This window comes from Streptococcus cuniculi (assembly GCF_004570575.1).
Lineage (GTDB): Bacteria > Bacillota > Bacilli > Lactobacillales > Streptococcaceae > Streptococcus > Streptococcus cuniculi_A.
Genome location: NZ_SPPD01000010.1, coordinates 1 through 24583 on the forward strand (window position 1 = coordinate 1; position 24583 = coordinate 24583).

Genomic DNA, 24583 nt, shown 5'->3' on the forward strand with positions numbered 1-24583 from the left:
AGGACTATTTACCACAATTATTTGGGAAGTAGATTCAATACTGGGGAGACCGAATGTTTTGCCTGTTTTAAAATGCTTTCTAAGGACGAAAGCTCACTGGGAAACTTTTCATGCGTACGTCGTGCATAGAATCAATTCCCCATTGCAAAATCGTACTATTTTTGCTAGAATGGTAGTAATTGAATAGAGGTCTGCGAGACTAGTACATCTAGGGAAACTGTCCAGGGAGATGAGCCGTGACTGAAAGCTCATTCAGTGAAAATAGGTCGAATTCACTCGTACAAGGACTTAAAAATAAAGGTTTGCGACAGGCAAATGAAAACGGATGGTACCGCGTGACAACGCTCCGATTAGGTGTGGTCATGCGTTTTTATTTTGGAGGAAATATGTCAACAATTGAACAACAATTAGCGGAATTAAGACAATCAACGCTAGATGAACTGAAAAAGATTCGTCATGAAAATGCCAAAGACTTGCAAGAATTGCGGGTCGCTGTACTCGGGAAAAAGGGCTCTCTGACAGATTTATTAAAAGGGCTCAAAGACCTATCAAACGAGATGAAACCAATCGTCGGCAAGCAGGTCAATGAGGTCCGCGATGTCTTGACCAAGGCTTTTGAGGAAACAGCAGCGCTGGTTGAGGCAGAAAAAATCAAGGCGCAACTCGCCCAAGAATCCATCGATGTGACCTTGCCAGGACGCGCAGTCAAACAAGGTTTTCGCCATGTTTTGACCCAGACCAGTGAGGAAATCGAGGATATCTTCCTCGGCATGGGTTTTCAAATTGTGGATGGCTTTGAGGTGGAAAAAGACTATTACAACTTTGAGCGTATGAACTTGCCTAAAGATCACCCAGCCCGTGATATGCAAGATACTTTCTACATCACAGACGAAATCCTAATGCGGACCCATACTAGTCCTGTTCAGGCGCGGACTATGGATCAGCATGACTTTTCAAAGGGCGCTTTGAAGATGATTTCTCCAGGGCGCGTCTTCCGTCGGGATACAGACGATGCGACCCACAGCCACCAATTCCATCAGATTGAGGGCTTGGTTGTCGGGAAAAATGTTTCCATGGGCGACTTAAAAGGTACGCTTGAGATGATTGTCAAGAAAATGTTTGGTGCTGACCGTCAAATTCGTCTGCGTCCGTCTTACTTTCCATTTACAGAGCCGTCTGTAGAGGTAGACGTATCCTGCTTCAAGTGTGGGGGCGAGGGCTGCAATGTCTGCAAGAAGACAGGCTGGATTGAAATCTTGGGGGCTGGTATGGTGCATCCTCAGGTGCTTGAAATGAGCGGAATCGATCCAACAGAATACTCTGGCTTTGCCTTTGGACTTGGTCAGGAACGGATTGCCATGCTCCGATATGGAATTAATGACATTCGTGGTTTCTACCAAGGCGATGTCCGCTTTTCTGAGCAGTTCAAGTAAGGTGTCAAGATGATTGTTGAAATCAAGAAACAAGAATTGCCACTGTTGCGTGAAATGGCCATGCAGACCTTTCGTGAAACCTTTGGAGAATTTATCAAAGAGGCAGATTTGGACTATTTTTATACCCATGATCTGGCTCTTGAAACCTTGGAAAAAGAGTGGGGCCATCCAGAATCTGCCTACTACTTTGTCCTCCATAATCGTCAGCCCGTTGGGTTTTTGAAGGTCAATTGGGGTGAGGCGCAGACCGAGCATGAATTGGAAAATGCCTTTGAAATTCAGCGGATTTATGTCTTGAAATCCTACCAAGGCTATGGTTTGGGTAAGGCCTTGTTTGAATTTGCCCTTGAAAAAGCAGTAGCAGGCGGTTTTAGCTGGGCTTGGTTAGGTGTCTGGGAGAAGAATTTCAAGGCGCAGAAGTTTTATTTCAAGTATGGCTTTGAACGCTTTAGTGAGCATGAATACGTGACGGGAGAAACCATAGATATTGACTGGCTCCTAAAAAAGCGGATAAATGAAGAAAAATGAGGAAGTAAGATGTTAGTAAGTTACAAATGGTTAAAAGAATTAGTTGACATTGAGGTGCCAAGTAAGGATTTAGCTGAAAAAATGTCAACGACAGGAATTGAGGTAGAAGGCGTGACGTCTCCTGCGGCAGGTCTGTCAAAAATTGTGGTCGGAGAAGTCCTGTCCTGCGAAGATGTGCCAGAAACGAACCTTCACGTCTGCCAAGTTGATGTGGGTGAAGAAGCGCCTCGTCAAATCGTCTGCGGAGCACCGAATGTTCGTGCAGGAATCAAGGTCATGGTGGCCCTTCCAGGCGCACGCATTGCAGACAACTACAAGATTAAAAAAGGGAAAATCCGTGGCTTGGAATCGCTCGGTATGATATGTTCGCTCGGAGAACTGGGGATTTCGGACTCGGTGGTGCCAAAAGAGTTTGCGGACGGGATTCAGATTCTGCCAGCTGATGCGGTCAATGGTGAGGAGGTTTTTGCCTATCTTGACTTGGATGATGAAGTGATTGAGTTGTCTATCACACCTAATCGTGCGGATGCGCTTTCCATGCGTGGGGTAGCCCATGAAGTCGCAACGATTTATGACAAAACTCCTCACTTCAAAGAGTTTCCGCTTGTCGAAACAGACAAGTCAGCCAGCGATGTGATTAAGGTGGCCATTGAGTCTCAAAAGGTTGCAACCTACCGTGTACGTGTGATTGAAAATGTGACCATTGCACCGAGTCCTCAGTGGTTGCAAAACCTCTTGATGAATGCAGGGATTCGTCCGATTAACAATGTGGTCGATGTGACCAACTACATCTTGCTCTATTTTGGACAACCCATGCACGCTTTTGACCTAGATAAATTTGAAGGCAAGACCATTGTGGCGCGTGATGCCAGAGACCATGAAACCTTGGTGACCCTGGATGAAGTCGAGCGTGAATTAGTAGCGGATGACATCGTGATTTCCGTTGCCGATAAGGCGGTTGCCCTCGGTGGTGTCATGGGTGGTGCTGCGACAGAAATTGATGCCCAGTCGAAAAACATTGTCCTAGAAGCAGCTCTTTTTGACGGCCAATCCATCCGAAAAACATCTGGTCGATTGAATCTCCGCTCTGAATCATCTTCTCGTTTTGAAAAAGGGATTAACGTGGCAGATATTGCGGCAGCAATGGATGCGGCAGCCAGCATGATTGCAGATCTAGCAGGCGGGCGGGTTCTAGCAGGTGTCGTTTCTGCGGGCGAAGTAGAGACTAGCCCAGTAGCCGTTTCAACTAGTCTGGACTATGTCAATCGCTCCTTGGGAACCAGCCTTCTCTATAGCGATATCGCGGACATTTTCCGCCGTTTGGGGATGGAAATTGCAGGTGATGAAGAAACCTTTACCGTTCAAGTGCCACGTCGCCGTTGGGATATTCGCATTCCAGCAGACTTGGTTGAAGAAATTGCGCGGATCTACGGCTATGACAATCTGCCAACCACTTTGCCAAAAGAAGACGGAACAGCAGGTGAATTGACGATCAGCCAAAAAATTCGCCGTCAGATTCGCAATCTAGCAGAAGGTGCAGGCTTGAGCGAGGTTATTACCTATGCGCTTACAATTCCTGAGAAGGCTGTTGCGTTTACCCTTGCACCAACCACCGTCACCGAATTGATGTGGCCGATGACAGTCGATCGTTCTGCGCTTCGTCAAAATATGATTTCAGGTATGCTGGAGACCGTAGCCTACAATGTGGCGCGTAAGAATAAGGATTTGGCCTTGTATGAAATCGGAAAAGTCTTTGAACAGGCGGGTGACCCACTCCAAGATCTACCACAGGAAATCACCAAGTTTGCCTTTGCTTTGACAGGTCTCGTAGCCGAAAAAGATTTCCAAACAGCAGCAGTGCCAGTTGATTTCTTCCACGCAAAAGGGGTATTAGAGGCTCTCTTTGCCAAGTATTCGCTTGAAGTCCATTATGTGGCAACTAGTAGCTTAGCGGCTCTTCACCCAGGACGGACAGCCCAGCTTGAGCTAGACGGTCAGGTGATTGGGTTTGTGGGGCAAGTACATCCGCAGCTAGCGAAAGACTACGGTATTCCTGAAACCTATGTGGCGGAAGTCAATGTCGATGCATTGGAAGCTGCGCTTCAACCAGCTCAGGCATTCGTTGAGATTTCAAAATTCCCAGCAGTTAGCCGTGACATTGCCCTCTTGGTTGACCGTGACACCCAGCACCAAGCGATTCTGGATGCCATTTCATCTGCCAATGTGAAGCGTCTGACCAAGGTGAGTCTCTTTGATATTTATACCGGTAGTAACATTGAGGCAGATAAAAAATCCATGGCCTACAACTTGACCTTCCAAAATCCCAATGATAGCTTGACCGATGAGGAAGTGGCTAAGGATATGAAAAAAATTTCAAAAGCACTCGAAGAAATCGGTGCGGAGATTCGCTAATCGTTGATGTTAGAGAGAATAAAAGGAGAGAAAAATGGACATTTGGACCAAACTATATGAAGAGGCACAGAGGCAGTACGCTCCAGTAGAAGTTACCCCCTTTGTCTATGCTCACCATGTGGTGGCTGCTGTTGAAGCAGAAAATGGAGAGATTTTCACGGGCTTTTGTATGGAGGGAACGGCAGGTGTCTTTCATCTTTGTGCAGAACGTGCAGCTGCTTTTAACATGTACCAACAATCGGGTCAAACGACCATTAAGCGCATGATTGCCTTTCGTGACAAACCTCCGTATGGAGGTGGGTCAGGTATGCCTTGTGGTGCCTGTCGTGAATTTCTCATGCAACTATCGCCTCAGAACAAAAACATGGAAATCATGCTTGATTATGAAAAGCGTGAGATGGTGATTTTAAAAGACCTCATGCCTTACTGGTGGGGAGAAGAGCGTTATCAAGCAGATGAAGTAGAGCATCGTGATTGAACGAATCTTCTTTCAATTTTCTATTGATACAAGAAAAAACTTGGATTTCCAAGTTTTTTTGATTAAAAAAGAGTTCTTTTATGATACTTTTCTTAGATGGTGCGGACGGTAGCGACTTCCTGCGGAGTAAAATAATCCAGTGGATTATTTTAGCCCGAGCCCAGAAACTAAAAAGCGAGGATAATCGATTTCAACGAAATCATGACTTCTGTCACACTCCCACTTTTACCACAGCAAAAAGTATTTGCTGTGGATTGCTCTGCTCACGAAAATCGAAAAATCGAATGTTCAGTTAGCAGAGCTTTATATAGTCAATGAATGAACTTTCAGAGAAGGGACTGAGACGCGGACAGTACTTGATTTTCATTGAGTATGAGTACGGCAAGTCGAAAGTGACGATGTATCAAAGTTCATTCATTTGACTATAATAAAAATAATTCAATCTTAATCTTCTCTGTTTCACCGTATTTAGCGAGGAGCTGCTCTGCGATGTCGTCATAGAGGGTGTGGATGACCGCAATTTTTTCTGGGGATTGCTTGCCGATATAGTCAAATTTGCATTCGATGGTCAGAAATAATTCATGAAACAGCTGGTTGATGTGTTCTAGTTGGGCAATCAAGTCCCCATCATCTATTAGAAAATCAGGGATTTCCTTGCGATGTTCGCCAAAATCATCGATTTTTTTAACGGGAAAACAGCCGTATTCAAGGCAAAATTCGTACATAGTCATACTCCATTCTTGGTTGCATATTCAATAAAAATCAACAGTATCATTTCATGATTATCTGACCTTGTCTATACTTCTTAAAGAAGTGGCGAACTAATACTCGTCAAAAATCAAACTCTGACATTGTTAACTCAGCTTAATGAACTGTTGAGAAAAGTAGTACTTTTCTTATTTCCAACTTGAAATAGTTCTCAACTATTTCAACTACCTGCGGTTTCGTTGCCTAGTCAGAATTTGATTTTTATAGGGTATCAGTGAGTTAACAGCGATATTTTCGCCGTAGTGGAATTATTAGCAACAGTAAGGTCGGTGCTAAGAACGGTATTTTTGAGATCTTAGAGTTAAAAAGGAGCAATTGAAACTCTTTTGGAGTTTGTTTGCGTTCGCACTCGTTCAGAAAATATCAAAAAGCAAAAGCTGATAGTTGATAAGGATAGAGGTTACTTGACTATACAATAACATATTTATCAAGAGACCCCAACTATTCTGTTTAAGATTTCTTTAATGAAACTTTCAGTTTTCTTTCATCTTTCTTTGATATCCTAGCTTCATCAAGGATAAAGGAAGTGACACATGAAAACAAGAATTGTTCAGAGACAGTTTAGACGGAAAGAATCAAAGTATATTGTAGACAAAAAGGTATTTGCCCAGTTTGAACAGGAATTGCGCGCCCACATGGTGGCAGACGATTATGCCAAGTCCACCATTACCAATCTTTATTTTGATAATGAACAATTTGACATGATTCAGGATGCCATCGAAAAGAAGAATGGTCGAGAAAAAGTGAGGATGCGGGTCTATGATGCCACACCATCTCCGGATAGTCAGGCTTTTTTAGAAGTCAAGAAAAAAGAAAATGGCATAGGGTTCAAGTACCGCCTGACCTCAACGCCGATTGTGGTGATGAATTATGTGGAAAAAGGAACGGTGGATGAGACCATTTGCGATGAAAAGGTGGCATCAGAACTAGTAACCTTGCGGGAACGCTATGGGTCTATCAATCCCAAAATGTATATCTACTATGACCGTGTGTCTTTTAAAGGAAAAGAGGATAGAAAGGTGCGCGTAACGGTGGATCAGAATCTTCTGTATCGTGATGTCCATGTTGATGTGTTTGCAGGGAAATTTGGTGCCCCCCTGCTTGATCACGATAAGGTCATCATGGAAATCAAGGTGCCAGAGGAGCAGCCAGCTTGGTTGGTTGAGTTACTAGCCAAATACCAGATTGAAAAGCAATCTTTTTCAAAATATGGAACTGCCTATCGTCTAGCACAGGCAAGTAAGGGAGGTGAGCGCCATGGAAACGCAGTTGTTTAGGAGTATTTTCACGAGCACTACGACCAATGTCACGGTAGGACAGCTAGGAATCAGTTTAGCTGCCAGTCTCGTTTTGGGTCTTGTGCTTGCAGGGATTTACAAGTATAAGACTAGTTACACCAAGGAATTTGTGGTGACCTTGAGTTTGTTGCCTAGCTTGATTGCGGTCATCATCTTTTTAATCAATGGAAGTCTTGGTACCAGTGTCGCAGTCGCAGGGACCTTCAGTCTGATTCGTTTTCGATCGGCAGCAGGGAGTTCAAAGGAGCTCTTAGCGGTCTTCATGGCGACGGCGATTGGTCTTGCGACGGGAATGGGGCATGTGACGCTAGCGATTGCAATCACCCTCCTCTTGGGGTTGATGGTGCTGATATTAGAGAATACACGTTTTGCCCAAATCAATCAAGAGCGACGTTATCTGTTGATTCGCCTTCCGAAAGAGTGTGAAAAACAAGGCTTTGTGGACAACCAATTGGGCAAGGTTTGCCAGCAGGTCGAATTGCTATCCGTCCAGTATAAGAAAAAGAAGGAGGTCATGGTCTTGGAGTATCAGGTGCTTCTGAGTCGGAAGATGAGCGATCAGCAGTTGATGGATAGCTTACTTGCGGTAGAGCCTATCAGTGTTCATCTCCACAAACAAGCTCCTAAGAAAAAATCCCTATAGTTTCTAAAATCCCTATCCCTCAGCTTATTCTGGGGGATTTTTACGTTTCATTTGTAGACAAGGTAAAGATTTTCTATGTTTTATCTGTAGATTGCAAGTTAAAAAAATAGATAGACCACAGATGTCAGAGAGAAATTCGGGTTATTCGTATCATTTTGATATAGAAAGTGATTAAGGATTGGAATTTAGATATTTTTGGAAGGAAATTCAAAAAAATATTCGGATTTTTAGATAACATATTTATTCGACCTTGATTTGTCACCCCCCTCTTTTTTCTATATAATGGTCGTAAGATTGGACTAGATTAGTCACGATATTGAAGTAGAGAGGGAAAACTGATATGAAAAAACAACTATACCTAGCAGCGACTGCTGCCTTAGTAGCGGTAGCACCGCATGCCATACAGGCTGAGCAACCAACACCGAATGAAGGGAACCAAGAGGCGCCCTTGACTGCAACGACTGCCAGTCCTCTACCGATGGTAGCGCATGACTTTATCTCTCAAAAGCGAGTGAGCTCTCGCGCTGAGCTTGACAGTTTAGCCTATTTGACCGCAGAACAAAAAGAGGAATTCAAAAAACAAATAGAAGTTGCTCAGTCTGAGATAGAAGTTGATAATGCCTTATTTGCAGCCAAAAAAGCCAATATTCAGGCCTTGAAAGATGAAGAAAGTGAAACTGTAGAAAAGGCTATAATGATTTTTAGAGACATTCGACAGTTGCCAGAATTGACAGATGCGAGTTTATACGACGGTCAAATGTATACATGGTCGGCAATTGGCGACATGTTAGACGGCTATTTGCAATCGTTTTACAGTTTAAATCCTGAAATAGATGCCAACTTGACAAATCAAGAACTAGCTAGACGTTTAAGTAACTTGTACAATGCTTTTCACTACGGAACTATGGAATATATCGCTCGTGACTTGGAGCAGAAGCATAAGCAATTTCCAGATAATCAAGAACTGTGAACCCTACTCAAGGAAATGTTTTATGATGTCTACGCCTCTATAGAAGCTGGAGGTAAGAGGAGTGATTTTGTAGGATTTCTCAATCGGGATATTTATCCACGGCAGAAGAAGTTTAATGACTTGTATCGTATCCTATCAGGTACGCCCCTGATTCCGCTTGTACCTGCCCAGCCTGTTCCTAAGGTAGAAAATCCGAGTCAACCGAGTGAGCCTGCTCCTAAGGCAGAAACGCCAGACCAGTCAGGCAAGCCTAAGGCTGAGATCATCACTCGCCAAGAAACACGTGAAGAAGCAGTTCCATACCAAACAATCACCAAAGAAAATGCGGACTTGCCAAAGGGTGAAAAACGCCTTGTCACAAAAGGTGTGGCAGGTGTGCGGACAGTTGTCGCAGAAGTAAAAATGCAAGGGGAAACCCTTGTATCTCGCATAGTGATTTCAGACACGATTACCAAACCCGCTATTGATGAAGTCGTGGAAATCGGTATCAAGGAAGTCAAAAAGAAAATAGCGAAAACACCGGACAAAAAAGACGGTGGAGAGACAGTCGTTGGCAAGAAAGATCAACAAGATCTGGGAAAGAGTGGCCGCGTTTTACCGAGAACCAATGCAGTGCCTAGTCTCCTGTCCTTTGTTGGGGTCGCTTTGGCAGGTTTGACAGGTTTGTTTGTCAAAAATCGTAAAAAATAATACGAGAGAAGAATCGTCATGAAGAGAGTAGACTGTGAGGTCTGCTCTCTTTGTCAGTTCGTAACAGATGTTTGAGTAGTGCGATGTCTAAGCAACATCGGAAGAACGTAAAACGTAGAGAAAAAACAGAGGAGTATTAGAGAAAGAAGGTGAGCGTTTGATATACTGAAATTACAGTGGGGAAGGAAAGGAGAACTCATGCATTCGTTTACTCGTGCGATCCTCTATCTCAAGCGATACCCGATGAAAAGTGCTCTATTGACAGGCTTGCTCTTCTGTATCAGCTGGACTTTCAGTGTAGCAGTTGTCCTCATATTGGTCAAGATAAGACACCGATTAGGGCTGAGCTTATTGGGATTTTTCAAGGAAAGATCTTTAGCTAGCCATACTATAGTGCTGAGCTAGTGTCCCCCCTGCTATCTGCTACCTCCTTGTCCTATTTCTTTCTCAATCTAACCACAAATAGAAGTTGGCTGAGTAGGCAAGAGACTGTTCAGCTACCATTTTATACGGAAATTTGGATAATCAGCAAAGCAGGGAATCTGTGCTTTATCTGTTTTTTGAGTAGTCGCCAGACACTTTTCTGAAACTGGTGTATAATGGATGGTGCTTGTTATTTCAAAAAACAGGTAGGAAGACATTAAGATAGGAAAAGGAGAAAGATAATGTATAAGATTTTAGTCGTAGAAGATGATGCAACCATCAATCAAGTTATTTGCGAATTTTTAAAAGAACATGGTTATCAAGTAACATCTGTCATGGACGGTGGAGAGGCCTTGGAGCGCTTCGCGAAAGACAATTTTGACTTGATTATTTTGGATATCATGCTACCGACAGTCAATGGTCTTGATGTATTGAAAAAAATCCGACTTCATTCTCAAGTTCCAGTCATGATGTTGACAGCTTTGGATGATGAATACACGCAATTAGTCAGCTTTAACCATCTGATTAGCGATTATGTGACCAAGCCATTTTCACCGCTCATCTTGGTCAAGCGGATTGAGAATATCTTGCGCCGTACAGCGACCTATTCTGAAATCGTTGTAGACGAACTCCGCGTTTCCTTGGAAGATTGTACGGTTTATTGGAAAGGGGAAAAAATGTCTCCTACAAAGACCGAGTACGAGCTGATTGAAACCCTAGCTAAGCGAAAATATCATCTAGTCACCCGTGAGCAATTGATGGATGGCATCTGGGGCTATAGCGAGCTTGATACGCGGGTATTGGATAACCATATTAAAAATATTCGCAAGAAAATTCCAGGAATTCCTTTGGTCACGATTACAGGGATGGGGTATCAACTAGGGAGAGATGAATAGTGAAGATCGCGAAACGACATTTTCTCTGGACCAGTAGTTTAATCTTTCTGGTTGTAACAGCCTTACTGACGACCTTGTATTTTGTGGTACCGATTTATTATCAGTCTGTCAAAATCACCGAGGTCAAGCAGGAATTTGATTATGTATCGAAAAGTTTGCAGGGAAAGTCCATATCGGATATTGAAGTCCTTTTACAGCGATACGACCAAAAAAATAGTCGGATGTGGTTCAGCCTATCTGATAAGGAAGGAAGTGTCTATTATCCCAAAGTGGAGGTCGAGGGTCTAGATCAGCCAATCACCTTGGAAGTGAATCCATTTTTTTCAGAAGATACAGAATGGGAGAAGATGAACGAGACCGTCTTGGATAAGGATGGGAAAATCTATACCCTAGAGGGGGAGTATTCTTTACAACCCATTTCAGATGCAAGTCAGGTTTTATTTCATCTGTCACCGTATTTCCTTATCTTTTTTCTATGTTTAGGGACAGGTCTATCGTATATCTATAGTCGCGTTTCGACCAAGCGCCTCCAGCAGATTTCTGAGACCACACGCAAGATGGTTAGCCTCTCACCTGATGTGGCCTGTCAGGTGGAAGGACGAGATGAGATTGCCGATTTGGCCCAAGATGTCAACACACTGTATGATAGCCTTTTGCGCAATATGGCAGCCTTGCGACTTGAAACGGAGAAAGTGGTAGAGAGTGAGCGGAGCAAGGCAGAATTTTTACAGATGACTTCTCATGAATTAAAAACGCCCATCGCAGGCATGCTGGGCATCGTCGATGGGATGATTTATGGTGTTGGAGAATTTAAAGACCGTGAGAAATACTTAAAAAAATGCCGTGACATTTTAGAGCACCAATCGCAATTGGTGCAATCAATTTTAGACATGTCTAAGTTAGAAATGCAGGTTGCAGATGGTTTGAATCAGAAGTTTTCTCTGTCGGATACCTTGATGGAACAGGTCGGTTTTTACCAGACCTTGTCGGAAGTTCAGGGCTATCGCTTTTCGGTAAAACTAGAACCACTAGATGTAGAAGGGAACCAAACCTATCTTCTCAAAGCCATTAAGAATCTGCTGGATAATGCTTTTCATTATACTCGTGCCGGCGGAGAAATTGTACTCCGACTAGAGGGACATCAGCTCATCGTTGAAAATGAAGCGGAAAAGGTGTTGACAAAAGAGCAGGTGGAGAAGATTTTCCAACCATTCTATCGACCAGACTACAGCCGTAGTAAAAAAGACGGAGGGACTGGCTTGGGACTCTTTATCGTCCAACAGATTTTGAATCAGCACCAGTTGGCCTATCGTTTTGAAGCGGTTGAGGATAGATGGATGCGGTTTAGTATTTTCTTTTAGATTGTATCGTCATTTCGTTCATACCTAACGGTAGCCACAGCTGTAATCGGCTAAAGCCGAAACATCTGCCTATCTTTTTCACACAGTGCTTAGCTCGAATTCAATTACTAAGATACAAAAGCTTGTTGATACGAGTTATACTCGTTTTATTTCCAAGTTCAGACTATTGGAGCGAGTACTAAAAGGAAACGAAAAGACGATAAAAAGCATAGAAACGAGGTTTCTATGCTTTTGTTTAGAGCAAGGCTTTAGCTAAAACAGGATTGTGCTATTTTAACTCTTATAGGTCCGCCCAGAATCTGTCAGCAATTTCTTGGCCTTGTTTGATTTTGGCCCATTGTTCCGCTACAGACAGTTCATTTCCAGAATCACATGAGGCAAAGCCACATTGGTGGGAGAGGTAGAGGCGTTCTTTTGGAATGATGGTGCTAGCTTGCTCGAGCAATTGGTAGACACGCTTTTCATCATCGAGGGTATTGGTCTTACTAGAGAGAAGGCCTAAGACGATTTCAGCCTTGGAATCTTTGAGGCTTTCAAGCGCCTTCAAATCACCTGCTCGCTCGTCATCCCACTCGAGGAAGAAGCGGTCATAGTGTTGGTCACGCAGGAATTTCTGTGCGATGGCTTCATAGGTGCCGCCTGCTGCATGGCGACTTTCGTAGTTTCCACGGCAATTGTGGGTCCAGACCGTCAAGCCAAGCTCATGGGCAAAGTCAACAACTTCATTATTGAGGGCGACAAAGGCATCTGCCAAATCAGCCAGACCAGCATTTCCGTCCGCAAAGAAGCTAGCAGGGTTGTTCTCGTCAAACAATTCCCAAAGACAGTCATCAAATTGGATAATGCTACCACCTGCCACCTTGTAGTCTTCGAGGAATTCTTTGTAGGCTTGGATAAGCCCTGCTTTTAAAGCATCAGCTGTCGGATAGACCTGACCTTCTCCATACAAGCCATCAAAGACTGCTAACTCGGTATAGGCATGGGCAGGCCCCCAAACGGTTAATTTGGTAGCTGTATCACCTGCCTCTGCTTGAACCAATTTGTAAATCTGGATAAAATGATGGTTCTTTCCAGAGAGTGTTTCAGTGATACGGATTCCGATGTCTTTTCGCGTCTCAAAATGCCCGCCATCATGATCTTTAAAGGTATAACCATGTTCAGCGATGTAGCGCTCAATTCCTCTAAGACCCCAGACAAAGTCAAGGTGCCACATGGATTTGGAATATTCACCGTCCGTCACGATGTCAATGCCCTTTTCTTTTTGCTCAGTGACGATGGTTTTGATGTCCTTGGTCTCTGTCTCTTGGTAGCCAGGGAAATCTTGGTAAAAAGGATAGCGGATGTCATCTCGGTGTTCAATCTGTGTCTTGTATGCCCGTAAATCTGCTGGACGTAAGAGGGAACCTACTAGTTGAAATCGTGATCTTGTCATATTCGTTCTCCATTTCTCGTTGATGTTCTTATTCTATCGAATTTCCACACAAATGAAAAATAGTTATTTTAAAAGAAGTGATATAGCTAGAGACTATATCTGGATAGAAATGTCTTTGTAGTGCTATCTTCTTCGCCTAAATTGTGATATAATGGCGTGAGTATCATCAAAGAAAAAACTTCCATTGAATAGAATGAGGTATCCATGAAGAAACAAACTTTCTTTATTGCACTTGGAATCGTGATGTTGGGTGCAGTGATGCGCGTGCCCATTACAGCCATTCCGCCTATTTTAACCGATATTGCGAGTAGCTTGGGTGTGTTGGTCAATGAGTTGGGAATTCTTACCTCCATTCCCTTGCTGATGTTTGCTTTCTGCTCATCTCTTGCTCCGAAATTGGCAAGTATGCTAGGCATGGAGCGCTTAATGGGTGGCGTGTTGTTCCTCATGGTGCTTGGTTCGCTGTTGCGGATCGTCAATCTTCCGTTTCTATACCTAGGAACGATTGTGGTGGGGGCAACGATTGCGGTCATCAATGTGCTATTGCCTAGTATTGTAGCGGCGAATTTCCCGCAACGAATCGGTCTGTATACAACTCTCTACATAACGGTTATGGGGGTTACATCAACGCTTGCGTCCATGGTCGCAGTACCGATTGTCTCTGCGACTTCTTGGCAATTTTTAATTCTCCTAGTAACGGGGCTCATCGGTCTTGCGTTTGTCTGCTGGTTACCCAATATGAAAGAGAGTCATCGGGTGGACGAAAAGGTGCAGGAGAAAACAACGGTGTCGCTTTGGAAGAACAAGGCGGCAGTGACTTTTCTTGTCTTTAGTGGTCTTCAGTCCATGCTCTTTTATACGGAGCTGACCTGGCTTCCGACCATGGCACAAACTGCAGGGATAGAGCAGGCACAGGCAGGGTTTTTAGCAGGGATTTTTAGCTTGGTGAGTATTCCGATGTCGATGATTACACCAGGTATTATCTCTCGCCTGAAGAAAGAACAGCGTGCAGTCTTGATGCTTGGTCTATCGTGCTTGACCTTGTTGGGCTTGGTTTTGATATTATTCGCATCAGCTAGTTTTACAATGTGGCTCTGGATTCATCTCTTCTTAGGAGTATCGGTCAGCACCCTCTTCCCTTATATGATGCTGTCGCTATCGCTCAAAACCAGCAACAGTCAGGCAACAGCTCGTCTTTCTGGTATGGTGCAGACAGGTGGCTATCTCATTGCGGCGGTGGGGCCTGTAGCCTTGGGCTATAGCTATTCTGTAGCGGCCTCTTGGTTTCCCCTTGTCGTCAGTCTCATCATCGTCACCATTGCCATGATGGTTTCGATTTTCGTGATTGAAAAAGAAGATGTGATTGTGTAATCAAACAAAAAGAGAGTGGAGAAAGAAGTTCTCATTTCTTTGTATGCTTGGTGAAAGCTGGGATTGCAGATGCGCTTTCTTGTTTTTCAGCACCTTAAAAAATACCCCAGTGGGGTATAACTCGTCTTCCTGTTTTCAAGCTCATGAAAAAATGCTCCACTGGAGCATTTTTTTAATGTGCGACGCGACGGCGTGCTGCTTTTTTACGATTTTCTTCGATGAACGCTTCTTTCTTTTCTTCAGGTTCGATAATTGTTTTATGAATGGTAAAAATCGCACCTGCGGCAAGAGCAACTGTGCTAGCAACTCCTGTCAAGAAACCTTTTCCAAAACCTTTAGCCATAGTTGTTTCTCCTTTACTTGTGTTATAATAGATTGTAGCGAAAAAACAAAAAATTTTCAAGGAAAAAGATGAAAACAAAGATAATAGTAGTGGTCGGGCCTACTGCGGTGGGAAAAACAGCCCTAGGAATCGATCTGGCACAGCAGTATAATGGTGAGATTATTAGTGGTGACAGCCAGCAAGTTTACAGGCAACTAGATATTGGAACAGCTAAGGCAACCAAGGAAGAGCAGAGCCTTGCACCCCACCATTTGATTGATGTACGTGATGTGACTGAAGGCTATTCGGCCTATGATTTTGTAGCAGAGGCCACTCGCTTGATGGAAGAGATAAAAGAAAGAGGCAAGTTGCCGATTATCGTGGGTGGTACGGGCCTCTATATTCAAAGTCTACTTGAAGGCTATCATCTGGGCGGTCAAGTGACACATGAAGAGGTTCTCGCCTATCGCAAGGAGCTGGACACCTTGTCAGATGAGGTTTTATTTGGGAAAATAGCAGAGCTGGGAATCGAGATTCCTCAAATCAACCGCAGACGGGCCATGAGGCAGTTGGAGTTGGCACAGTTTGACCAAAACTTGGAAAATCAAGAACCACCCTATGAGGCCTTGGTGATTGGCCTATCAGATGAGCGGGTTGTCCTATATGAACGCATTAACCAGAGGGTCGATCAGATGATGGAGGCAGGCTTACTAGTAGAGGCTAACTGGCTATATGAAACGCATCCGACCGCTCAGGCAAGTTTAGGCATCGGTTACAAGGAGTTCTTTCCCTATTTTGAGGGGAAAATCAATCTTGAAGCTGCCGTTGAAAAGGTTAAACAAAACACCCGCCGCTTTGCCAAACGCCAATTGACTTGGTTTCGCAATCGCATGCAGGTGGCGTTTGACCTCGTATCTAAAGAGGGGGTCAAGGACCAGATTTTCCAACGAGTAACGGAATTTTTAGGGGAAACATCATGATTGAAACGAGAAAAGAAGAAGAGCGGGTCTTGCTGATTGGGGTAGAACTACAGCAGACAGAAAACTTTGATATGTCTATGGAAGAGCTTGCGAGCCTTGCAAAAACAGCTGGTGCGGTGGTAAAAGGAACCTATACCCAGAAGAGGGAAAAGTATGACAGCAAGACCTTTGTCGGCTCGGGTAAATTAGAAGAAATCAAGCTCATGGTTGAGGCTGATAACATTGATACTGTTGTGGTCAACAACCGTCTGACACCGCGTCAGAATGTGAATTTAGAGGAGATTTTGGGTGTCAAGGTCATTGACCGTATGCAGTTGATTCTGGACATTTTTGCCATGCGGGCGAGAAGCCATGAGGGAAAATTGCAGGTGCATTTAGCCCAGTTGAAATACATGTTGCCTCGCTTAATTGGCCAAGGAGTCATGCTTAGCCGTCAGGCAGGTGGGATTGGTTCGCGCGGACCAGGTGAGAGCCAGCTTGAGCTCAACCGCAGAAGCATTCGCAACCAGATTGCAGATATTGAACGTCAGTTGAAAGTGGTGGAGAAAAATCGGGCAACGGTGCGGGAGCGGAGGCTCCAGTCAGGCATTTTTAAGATTGGCTTGATTGGCTACACTAACGCAGGTAAGTCAACCATTCTGAATGCCCTGACCGACAAGCGCCAGTATGAAGCGGATGAACTCTTTGCGACCTTGGATGCAACGACCAAGCAGGTCCACTTGTCTGATACCTTTCGGGTGACGGTGACCGATACGGTCGGTTTTATCCAAGATTTGCCGACAGAATTGATTTCCGCCTTTAAATCAACCTTAGAAGAATCGATGAATGTGGATTTGCTGCTCCACGTGATTGATGCCTCTGATCCCAATCACGCAGAACAGGAAGAAGTGGTCTTGAGCATTTTACAAGAGTTAGAGATGTTGGACATTCCCCGCCTCGTCCTTTATAATAAATTAGACAAGACGGATGACAGCTTTACACCGAGCCAATTCCCGCACGTCATGCTGTCTGCCAAAGATGAGAATGCCAAATCCCACATTCAGATGATGACCTTGGCCAAGATTAAGACCCTATTTGAGCCTTTTGAGATTCGCGTTCCTATAAAAGATAGTTATAAGATTCATGACTTGGGGCACATATGTTTGATTGACAAGCGTTTTTACGAGGACGATGTTGAAATCATCAAGGGTTATATTGCCAAGGAACACAAGTGGAAATTAGAGGAGTTTTCGGATGGATTATATTGACTTAGCCTTGAAATACGGTGGCTTCACCAGTCTTGATAAAGTCTATCTGTCAAGGAAATTACTTGATTTGACAGAGGAGCAGAAGCTCGCCTTCATCACGCCACCGCCTTCTGTTATCAATGCCTATTTTGCTGAAATCTATCAAAAGACAAGCCCCCAAGCTGCGACAGACTACTATCTGGACTTGTCCAAACAGCTCCAGCTGTTCAGTGACCAGCCCTCTTTTGCAGAAGAAAAGCCCTTTATCCGCTTGAATCTATCGGGGAAATCCTTTGGGTTTGCCTATCAAAATGAGGAAGAGTTGGCGCGTGTCTTTTCAGAAAAAGAGGAAGATATTACCCCAGCCCTACTTTTTGAGATTGCGCAGATTTTCCCGCATTACAAGGTTTTTGTCAAGGATAAGATGGCTTTTATGTTGCCAATGGCGGTAGACGAGGAAGGGCTTGAATTGGTAGAAAGTGCCTATCTCTTGACGGAAATTGTCGCCAGTGCGGACTGGATGCGGATTTCGGGCTTGAATCAAGAAGAGGTGATAGAGGCTGCTAGTCCTTACTCAGGCCAAGCTTATTACGCTTGGTCAGGGCGGAGAGCGATAATCTATATTCAACAATAGAAAGAAGTATATGTATATTCAATTTTTAGGAACAGGAGCGGGTCAACCCTCCAAATCACGCAACGTGTCCAGTTTGGCACTGAAATTACTCGATGAAATCAATGAAGTGTGGCTCTTTGACTGTGGGGAGGGAACACAGAACCGGATTTTAGAGACCAGTATCCGCCCGCGAAAGATTAGCAAGATTTTTATTACCCACCTGCATGGGGATCATATCTTTGGATTGCCAGGATTCTTATCCAGCCGTTCCTTTCAAGGAAATGAGGAGCAGACCGATATTGATATTTACGGACCGACAGGCATTCGTCAGTTTGTCTTGACCAGTCTGAAAGTGTCCGGTTCGCGGCTACCGTATCGGATTCATTTTCATGAATTTGAGGTGGAGCAGGTCGAAAAGGTACTAGAGACAGACAAATTCACGGTATTTGCAGACAAGTTGGATCACACGGTACCTTGTGTCGGCTACCGTGTCATGCAAAAGGATTTGGAAGGGACACTAGATGCAGGAGCGCTGCGCGCAGCAGGTGTACCCTTTGGTCCTCTCTTTGGTCGGGTAAAAAACGGTGAAAATGTGGTCTTGGAGGACGGGACGGAAATTGTTGCCAGTGACTACGTGTCACCGCCACGTCCAGGGAAAATTGTGACCATTTTAGGTGATACACGGAAATGCCATGCCAGTGTGCGGCTTGCGGTCAATGCGGATGTGTTGGTGCATGAGGCGACCTACGGCAAGGGGGATGAGGTCATTGCTCGTAAGCACGGGCATTCGACCAATATGGAGGCGGCTCTGGTCGCAAAAGATGCGGGTGCTAGGCGCTTGTTACTCAACCATATTAGTCCGCGCTTTTTGTCCAAGGATGTAAGCCAACTTCGGAGAGACGCAAGTAGGGTGTTTGAACATGTGCATATTGTCAAAGATTTAGAAGAGGTTGAAGTGTGAGAACGATTTTGATAACGGGCGCGTCAGGTGGTCTGGTCCAAACCATGGTACCACTTTTGGCAGACGATTTTCTAGTTTTGTTGGGGCGTGATCGGGCAAAGCTGGAGCGTCTCTATGCGGGGCATGCCAATACGTTGATTTTTGATACCGATATTCGGGATGAGTCAGCCTTAAAAGAAATGCTAGGTCAGCTGGAGGAACGTGTCGGGACGATTGATATTTTGGTCAATAATGCAGGCTATGGTCGCTTTGCGGATTTTGAAGGTTTTTCCAGTCAGGAAGTGCGGGAAATGTTTGACATCAATACTTTTGCCCTCATGACCCTGTCCCGATTGGTCGGAGAGCAGATGAAGAAGGCGCAAAAAGGTCAGATTATCAATATCGTCAGTATGGCAGGGTTGATTGCCTCTAGCAAGTCATCGGTCTATTCGGCGACCAAATTTGCGGCCATTGGTTTTTCAAATGCCCTGCGTTTGGAGCTGGCAGCGTACAATGTCGTGGTAACCACAGTCAATCCGGGGCCAATTGCGACAGCTTTCTTTGACCAGGCTGACCCAGAAGGGGCTTATTTGGAGTCGGTCAAGGCCTTCTTGTTACAGCCTGAAGATGTGGCTAAAAAGATTGTTGGAGTGATGGGAACCAAAAAACGCGAGCTCAACCTACCTTGGACCTTGTCCTTTGCCTACAAATGCTATACCTTATTTCCAACTTTAGCGGATTTTCTCGCTCGAACAGTTTTTAATTATAAATAATCAACAGTATGGATGAATGAAATACGGACTAAGAGCTGTGTAAAAAGAGACGCAGGTGTTTCGGCTTTAGCTAGTTACAGCTGTTGCTACCTTTAGGTATAAACGAAATGAGTATATAATTGAATTCGAGCTACAACTCGCTGACAATCATGGCGGGGTTATAGTTAGTAAATATTGGCCACAGTAGGCATCTGATTGTTGCTGTCACAACAATTTAGTTGCCTTTGTGGGGACTCACGACGAAGCCTAGAGTTCCTATTTGGTCGCCTATTTTGTCTAGGAGTGGCTTTACGCTCTCATATCTTGAGTAATTGAATTCGAGCTAAACACTATGTGAAAAAGATAGGCAGCTGTTTCGGCTTTAGCCGATTACAGCTGAGAATCCCTTTAGTGGATAGGTAGCTGTTCTCGCTTTAGCTAGTTACAGCTAGGAATCCTCTTGGGGATAAATCTTCCTAGCACCAACAGTCTACGGGAAGACTGTTGGTGGCTAACAAATAGGACAAACGAAGTTTGTGACTTTGGGTATAGTATGCCTTTAGAAATTAGGATGAAAACCTCCACTGGAGCTTTTCACTCGTCAGATTTCCTATATTGCCGTATCTGTTGCAGGCTATGCCTGCTTTACAGATACGGATACTCTTGAGTGCACTGTGTGCTCTTAACGCTCTCATATCTTATGAAAGGAGATGACATGAAAAAACTATGGCGATTGATTTATAGTCGGACCTTTATCGTTCTTTTATTGATTGGAGTGACAGTTGGGGCTATTTTATGGACGGTCACTTCAGCAACGCTGTTAGCGCCAACCCTACTCTCTGTTTTACAGATTTTTTCAATTTTGGTAGCCATTTCGGTGATTAACCGCCCGATGAATACCAGCTTTAAATTGACCTGGATCATCTTTATCATCGGGATTCCGATTTTTGGTGCCCTGTTTTATTTTATCTTACAGTCCAATATCGAAACCAGGCGTTACCGAAAGACCTTTAAACGCCAGAGTTTGCTCTTACGCCTATATGGACAGACCTCACCCAAGGTTCTAAATGCACTAGCAGAGCAGGACAAGGATCAGTTGAAGCTAGCGCACTATATGAACCAATATGTTGGCTATGCTCTTCATTCCAATACTGATGCGACCTATTTTTCATCTGGGGAAGCTAAGTTTGAAGCCCTGTTGAATGAATTGCGCCAGGCAGAAAGATACATCTTCATGGAGTATTTTATTGTTGACTTTGGCTACATGTGGGACTCTATCCTAGAAATTTTAAAGGAAAAGGCAGCGCAGGGAGTGGAAGTTCGATTTATGTACGATGGTACCAATTCCCTGACCCTTCTGCCTTATAATTATTATAAAACCTTGAGAAAATACGGTATCAAGGCCAAGGTCTTTTCTCAAATTATCCCTGCCTTATCAACTGTTCAAAACAACCGAGACCATCGAAAGATTGCGGTGATTGATGGCAAGGTGGCCTTCACAGGAGGGGTCAATATTGCTGATGAATACATCAATCGCAAGGAGCGCTTTGGTCACTGGAAAGATGCAGCTATTATGGTCAAGGGAGAGGCTGTTGCTAATTTCACCCTCATGTTTTTGCAGATGTGGAATTTCAATGAAAAGACACAAAATAATGACTTGAAATACCTAAAAGACCATCATGACCAAGAAAAGTCAATCATTGATTCGGAGGGCTTCTTCCTGCCTTATGGCGAGAGCCCCTTTGATGGAGACGAGGTAGCAAAGCGGGTCTGTCTCGATATGATTCAGTCGGCGACCAAGTACATCTATATCATGACCCCTTATCTGGTCTTGGATGATGAGATGTTGGATAATTTGACCTATGCAGCCAAGCGAGGGGTAACCGTTCGCCTGTTATTACCGCATATTTATGACAAGCAATCAGCCTATCTAGCTGCACGGACAGATTTCCCGACCTATTTGGAAGCAGGTATTGAGATTTACGAATATACACCAGGTTTTGTTCACTCAAAAGTTGTTCTTGTAGATGATAAAAAAGCGACCGTCGGGACAGTCAATATGGATTTCCGCAGCTTCTATCTCAATTTTGAATGCGGTCTTTATATCTACAAACACCGCCAAGTTCTAGCGGATATTTACAAGGATTTTGAAGAGTCCTTTGCCCAATCCGAGCAGATTACCCTAAGTAGCTTTGTCCGAACCTATCCATGGTACAAACGCTTTGCTGGCGCTCTGATGAAAATTATCGCACCGCTTTTGTAGAAGAATAAGGCTCCTTTTGTAGGGGCTTTTTCTATGGGGCGGTTTTGTTGCCTAGTCAGATGTTGATTTTTATAGAGTATGAAGTGTATGCCTGTATGGTTGGTCACTCTTTTTTTCGAGTTCAATTCTAAAAGATAAACTTAACAGCTATATCAATAGCTGACGCCAGCCTTGCTTCATGGTATAATGGTAGGCAAATATCATACTCATACTCTGTAAAAATCATTACTATTGGTTTTTAGTGAGTATCAATTGAACATGACCGAATTTCTGTTCAAAGAGTATAAGGAGAACAATAGTGATACAATCAACGTATGAGTGGACCTTGGTTCCAACGATTTCAGATGAAGGATTTACGAAAGTAGCCAAAAAAGAGGGGCTGGATGTGGCTGCGGCTAACTTCCTCTATACACGGGGAATCCAGACGGAGGAAGCTCTTACAAAATTTTTACGCCCTCGTTTAGAGGATTTGCATGATCCCTATCTGTTACATGGCATGCAGGAGGCGGTGGAGCGGATTCGTCGCGCCATTGAAGAGAATGAACGGATTCTAGTTTATGGTGATTATGACGCTGACGGCATGACATCAGCCTCTATTGTCAAAGAAGCCTTAGAGGAACTGGGAGCGGAATGCTTGGTCTATCTCCCCAATCGCTTTACAGATGGTTATGGACCCAATCAATCCGTCTATAAATACTTTATTGAACAGCAAGGCGTGTCCTTGATCGTCACGGTTGATAATGGCGTGGCAGGGCATGAAGCCATTGACTATGCCCAGAGTGTCGGCATTGATGTCATTGTGACAGACCACCATTCCTTGCCTGAAAGCTTGCCCAATGCCTATACTATCGTCCATCCGGAGCATCCAGACGGCCAATATCCCTTTCCACATCTAGCGGGTTGCGGTGTGGCCTTTAAGCTAGCCTGTGCCTTGTTGGAAACGGTGCAGCTAGAGTGGCTCGACTTGGTAGCGATTGGGACTATTGCGGACATGGTCAGCTTGACTGATGAAAATAGGATCTTGGTCAAGTATGGCTTGTCCATGCTCAAGCAGACAGAACGACTGGGCTTGCAGGAGTTGATGAGTTTAGCGGATATTAGCCCGGAAAGTCTGACAGAAGAAACGGTTGGTTTTCAATTGGCACCGCGCTTGAACGCCTTGGGGCGTCTTGATGATCCTAATCCAGCGATTGAATTACTGACAGGATTTGATGAGGAGCAGGCACAGACGATTGCCCAGATGATCGATCAGAAAAATACTGAACGCAAAGACATTGTCCAAGCCATTTATGACGAGGCAAAGCAGATGATTGACAAGGAAAAACCTGTTCAGGTCTTGGCTAAGGAAGGCTGGAATCCTGGGGTCTTAGGTATCGTGGCAGGGCGCTTGCTAGAAGAGTTGCAACAGCCGATTATCGTCTTATCCATTGATGAAGGGAGGGCAAAGGGCTCTGCGCGTTCGGTTGCCTCTATCGATATTTTTGAAGCCTTGAAAGAGCATCAAGATTTGTTTATTTCCTTTGGTGGACATGCAGGCGCTGCGGGAATGACCTTAGAAGTGGATAAGCTGCATCTATTATCGGATACTCTCTCAAACTATATTTTGGACAATGGCTTGGATCAGGTCAGCAAGGGAGAATTGTTGCTGGATGAAGAATTGGATCTGGAAGAATTGACCCTCGATACCTTGAAATCCTTTGAGAGTTTGGCTCCCTACGGCATGGATCATAAAAAACCTGTCTTTTATATCAAGGATTTTCAAGTCGAATCAGCTCGAACCATGGGGCAGCAAAATGCCCACCTCAAGTTCCGCATTACTAAAGGAAAAGCCGCCTTTGATGTGGTTGCTTTTGGCTTGGGGCATTTGGCGCTTGAAATTTCCCAGAGCAAGCGCTTGGAGCTGGCTGTCAGTCTATCCGTCAACAAATGGAATGGCCAGACGACCCTGCAATTGATCTTAGTCGACTTACGGGTAGAGGGTGTTCAACTCTATAATCTTCGCAGTAAAAAAGCGAATTTCCCAGCAGGTGTTCTGGTGATTGATGCCAACCAAGACTTACCAGATGTGACTGGTCATCAAGCTATCGGAATTGCGACGGTTCCAGATGACATACAGGTGTTGAAAGATTTGTTCCAAGCACATGATTTTCAAGCTATCTATTTTAAAAATGAGATTGCTACTCCCTACTACTTGGATGGCTATGGTAGTAGGGAACAATTTGCGCGTCTCTACAAGACCATCTACCAGTTCAAAGAATTTGATGTTCGTTACAAATTGAAAGAGTTGGCAAACTATCTGAAAATCAAGCAACCGCTCTTGATTAAAATGATACATATTTTCCAAGAATTAGACTTTGTTACGATTACAGATGGTGTGATGACGGTCAATAAGGGAGCGACGAAACGTGATATTGGTGAGAGCAGCATTTACCAAGCACTGAAAAAGCAGGTTGCTGAGCAAGAACTGATGGCGCTGGGGACGGTTCAGGAAATATATGACTATTTAAGATGTGAAGCCGTTAAAAAAGCGAATGAAAATTAGGAAACATGACGAAGAAGCGGAGCTTTTAGGAATGTTTATCCCTTAAAGGGAGCCACATCTGTAACTAGCTAAAGCTAGAACACCTGCGTCTCTTTTTTCCGAGGTTTTAGGCTGAACTCAATTCCACAAGATACAAAGCCCGTTAAGAACTCAAAGCGCACTTCTTTATGTAATAACAGTCACTTCCCTGACTGTTATTACTGTACCTGTAAAGCAGGCATAGCCTGCAACGGCTACGGCAA

Annotated in this window: 21 protein-coding genes; 18 read left to right on the plus strand and 3 right to left on the minus strand. The window is 44.2% G+C overall.

The window, feature by feature from the left end; genetic code table 11:
* Positions 1-386: 386 nt before the first annotated feature.
* From pheS to E4T82_RS07420, 4 genes are read left to right on the plus strand one after another with little or no spacing between them, the layout of a single operon-like run.
* Positions 387-1433, plus strand: a complete 1047-nt coding sequence (gene pheS / locus E4T82_RS07405) for a phenylalanine--tRNA ligase subunit alpha (RefSeq protein ID WP_135182212.1) — start codon at positions 387-389, stop codon at positions 1431-1433.
* A gap of 9 nt (positions 1434-1442) precedes the next feature.
* Complete coding sequence (locus E4T82_RS07410; RefSeq protein WP_135182213.1) at positions 1443-1961, plus strand: GNAT family N-acetyltransferase; 519 nt, start codon at positions 1443-1445, stop codon at positions 1959-1961.
* A gap of 9 nt (positions 1962-1970) precedes the next feature.
* Positions 1971-4373, plus strand: a complete 2403-nt coding sequence (pheT, locus tag E4T82_RS07415; protein ID WP_135182214.1) for a phenylalanine--tRNA ligase subunit beta — start codon at positions 1971-1973, stop codon at positions 4371-4373.
* Positions 4374-4407: 34 nt separating this feature from the next.
* Positions 4408-4851 (plus strand): cytidine deaminase family protein, encoded by a 444-nt coding sequence (locus E4T82_RS07420; RefSeq protein WP_135182215.1) that lies wholly within the window; start codon positions 4408-4410, stop codon positions 4849-4851.
* A gap of 422 nt (positions 4852-5273) precedes the next feature.
* On the opposite strand, the gene E4T82_RS07425 is transcribed toward E4T82_RS07420, so the two are convergent.
* A complete protein-coding gene (locus tag E4T82_RS07425; protein ID WP_135182216.1) occupies positions 5274-5576 on the minus strand; it encodes a hypothetical protein in 303 nt (100 codons plus the stop codon).
* Between the two features lie 576 nt (positions 5577-6152).
* Between E4T82_RS07425 and E4T82_RS07430 the strand changes: the two genes are divergently transcribed.
* The 6 genes from E4T82_RS07430 (at position 6153) to E4T82_RS07455 (ending at position 11900) form a co-directional block, all read left to right on the plus strand.
* Positions 6153-6896: a polyphosphate polymerase domain-containing protein gene (locus E4T82_RS07430; RefSeq protein ID WP_135182217.1), complete on the plus strand. Its 744-nt coding sequence runs from the start codon at positions 6153-6155 to the stop codon at positions 6894-6896.
* Complete coding sequence (locus E4T82_RS07435) at positions 6877-7560, plus strand: DUF4956 domain-containing protein (RefSeq protein WP_135182218.1); 684 nt, start codon at positions 6877-6879, stop codon at positions 7558-7560. Before E4T82_RS07430 ends, E4T82_RS07435 begins: the two co-directional genes overlap by 20 nt.
* A gap of 340 nt (positions 7561-7900) precedes the next feature.
* Complete coding sequence (locus tag E4T82_RS07440) at positions 7901-8530, plus strand: GAG-binding domain-containing protein (protein WP_135182219.1); 630 nt, start codon at positions 7901-7903, stop codon at positions 8528-8530.
* A 15-nt stretch (positions 8531-8545) separates the two neighbouring features.
* Positions 8546-9220, plus strand: coding sequence for a G5 domain-containing protein (locus tag E4T82_RS07445; protein WP_135182220.1), 675 nt, complete (start codon positions 8546-8548; stop codon positions 9218-9220).
* A gap of 665 nt (positions 9221-9885) precedes the next feature.
* Positions 9886-10539 (plus strand): response regulator transcription factor, encoded by a 654-nt coding sequence (locus E4T82_RS07450; protein WP_135182221.1) that lies wholly within the window; start codon positions 9886-9888, stop codon positions 10537-10539.
* A complete protein-coding gene (locus E4T82_RS07455; protein WP_135182222.1) occupies positions 10539-11900 on the plus strand; it encodes a sensor histidine kinase in 1362 nt (453 codons plus the stop codon). The genes E4T82_RS07450 and E4T82_RS07455 overlap by 1 nt, the downstream gene beginning before the upstream one ends.
* 280 nt (positions 11901-12180) lie before the next feature.
* Here E4T82_RS07455 and E4T82_RS07460 read toward each other — a convergent pair whose 3' ends face one another.
* A complete protein-coding gene (locus E4T82_RS07460; RefSeq protein ID WP_135182223.1) occupies positions 12181-13332 on the minus strand; it encodes a cobalamin-independent methionine synthase II family protein in 1152 nt (383 codons plus the stop codon).
* 204 nt (positions 13333-13536) lie between these two features.
* Here E4T82_RS07460 and E4T82_RS07465 point away from each other — a divergent pair, with 204 nt between their 5' ends.
* On the plus strand, positions 13537-14703 hold the full coding sequence (locus E4T82_RS07465) for an MFS transporter (RefSeq protein ID WP_135182224.1): 1167 nt from the start codon (positions 13537-13539) through the stop codon (positions 14701-14703).
* Positions 14704-14875: 172 nt separating this feature from the next.
* Here the strand turns inward: E4T82_RS07465 and E4T82_RS07470 are convergent, their stop codons facing one another.
* The gene (locus tag E4T82_RS07470; protein WP_075098970.1) at positions 14876-15046 is read right to left on the minus strand and encodes a DUF3042 family protein; all 171 of its coding nucleotides are present in this window, start codon (positions 15044-15046) and stop codon (positions 14876-14878) included.
* 68 nt (positions 15047-15114) lie between these two features.
* Here E4T82_RS07470 and miaA point away from each other — a divergent pair, with 68 nt between their 5' ends.
* From miaA to recJ, 7 genes are all read left to right on the plus strand, one after another.
* On the plus strand, positions 15115-16005 hold the full coding sequence (gene miaA, locus E4T82_RS07475; protein ID WP_135182225.1) for a tRNA (adenosine(37)-N6)-dimethylallyltransferase MiaA: 891 nt from the start codon (positions 15115-15117) through the stop codon (positions 16003-16005).
* Positions 16002-17252: a GTPase HflX gene (gene hflX, locus E4T82_RS07480; RefSeq protein WP_135182226.1), complete on the plus strand. Its 1251-nt coding sequence runs from the start codon at positions 16002-16004 to the stop codon at positions 17250-17252. The genes miaA and hflX overlap by 4 nt, the downstream gene beginning before the upstream one ends.
* The gene (locus tag E4T82_RS07485) at positions 17239-17865 is read left to right on the plus strand and encodes a cystathionine beta-lyase (protein WP_135182227.1); all 627 of its coding nucleotides are present in this window, start codon (positions 17239-17241) and stop codon (positions 17863-17865) included. Before hflX ends, E4T82_RS07485 begins: the two co-directional genes overlap by 14 nt.
* Before the next feature lie 10 nt (positions 17866-17875).
* On the plus strand, positions 17876-18805 hold the full coding sequence (rnz, locus tag E4T82_RS07490; protein ID WP_135182228.1) for a ribonuclease Z: 930 nt from the start codon (positions 17876-17878) through the stop codon (positions 18803-18805).
* Complete coding sequence (locus E4T82_RS07495; protein ID WP_135182229.1) at positions 18802-19557, plus strand: SDR family NAD(P)-dependent oxidoreductase; 756 nt, start codon at positions 18802-18804, stop codon at positions 19555-19557. The genes rnz and E4T82_RS07495 overlap by 4 nt, the downstream gene beginning before the upstream one ends.
* Before the next feature lie 694 nt (positions 19558-20251).
* Entirely contained in the window at positions 20252-21799 is a 1548-nt protein-coding gene (cls, locus tag E4T82_RS07500) for a cardiolipin synthase (protein WP_135182230.1), read from the plus strand.
* Positions 21800-22097: 298 nt separating this feature from the next.
* On the plus strand, positions 22098-24341 hold the full coding sequence (gene recJ / locus E4T82_RS07505) for a single-stranded-DNA-specific exonuclease RecJ (protein WP_135182231.1): 2244 nt from the start codon (positions 22098-22100) through the stop codon (positions 24339-24341).
* Positions 24342-24583: the final 242 nt, after the last annotated feature.

Bases quoted from the DNA above. Each gene is read 5' to 3' on its own strand.
- E4T82_RS07435 (WP_135182218.1), top strand. From the start codon at position 6,877: ATGGAAACGCAGTTGTTTAGGAGTATTTTCACGAGCACTACGACCAAT.
- E4T82_RS07420 (WP_135182215.1), top strand. From the start codon at position 4,408: ATGGACATTTGGACCAAACTATATGAAGAGGCACAGAGGCAGTACGCT.
- E4T82_RS07430 (WP_135182217.1), top strand. From the start codon at position 6,153: ATGAAAACAAGAATTGTTCAGAGACAGTTTAGACGGAAAGAATCAAAG.
- miaA (WP_135182225.1), top strand. From the start codon at position 15,115: ATGAAAACAAAGATAATAGTAGTGGTCGGGCCTACTGCGGTGGGAAAA.
- E4T82_RS07470 (WP_075098970.1), bottom strand. From the start codon at position 15,046: ATGGCTAAAGGTTTTGGAAAAGGTTTCTTGACAGGAGTTGCTAGCACA.
- E4T82_RS07445 (WP_135182220.1), top strand. From the start codon at position 8,546: ATGTTTTATGATGTCTACGCCTCTATAGAAGCTGGAGGTAAGAGGAGT.
- E4T82_RS07450 (WP_135182221.1), top strand. From the start codon at position 9,886: ATGTATAAGATTTTAGTCGTAGAAGATGATGCAACCATCAATCAAGTT.
- cls (WP_135182230.1), top strand. From the start codon at position 20,252: ATGAAAAAACTATGGCGATTGATTTATAGTCGGACCTTTATCGTTCTT.
- E4T82_RS07440 (WP_135182219.1), top strand. From the start codon at position 7,901: ATGAAAAAACAACTATACCTAGCAGCGACTGCTGCCTTAGTAGCGGTA.
- pheS (WP_135182212.1), top strand. From the start codon at position 387: ATGTCAACAATTGAACAACAATTAGCGGAATTAAGACAATCAACGCTA.
- E4T82_RS07425 (WP_135182216.1), bottom strand. From the start codon at position 5,576: ATGTACGAATTTTGCCTTGAATACGGCTGTTTTCCCGTTAAAAAAATC.
- E4T82_RS07410 (WP_135182213.1), top strand. From the start codon at position 1,443: ATGATTGTTGAAATCAAGAAACAAGAATTGCCACTGTTGCGTGAAATG.
- E4T82_RS07465 (WP_135182224.1), top strand. From the start codon at position 13,537: ATGAAGAAACAAACTTTCTTTATTGCACTTGGAATCGTGATGTTGGGT.
- E4T82_RS07460 (WP_135182223.1), bottom strand. From the start codon at position 13,332: ATGACAAGATCACGATTTCAACTAGTAGGTTCCCTCTTACGTCCAGCA.
- rnz (WP_135182228.1), top strand. From the start codon at position 17,876: ATGTATATTCAATTTTTAGGAACAGGAGCGGGTCAACCCTCCAAATCA.
- E4T82_RS07485 (WP_135182227.1), top strand. From the start codon at position 17,239: ATGGATTATATTGACTTAGCCTTGAAATACGGTGGCTTCACCAGTCTT.
- pheT (WP_135182214.1), top strand. From the start codon at position 1,971: ATGTTAGTAAGTTACAAATGGTTAAAAGAATTAGTTGACATTGAGGTG.
- hflX (WP_135182226.1), top strand. From the start codon at position 16,002: ATGATTGAAACGAGAAAAGAAGAAGAGCGGGTCTTGCTGATTGGGGTA.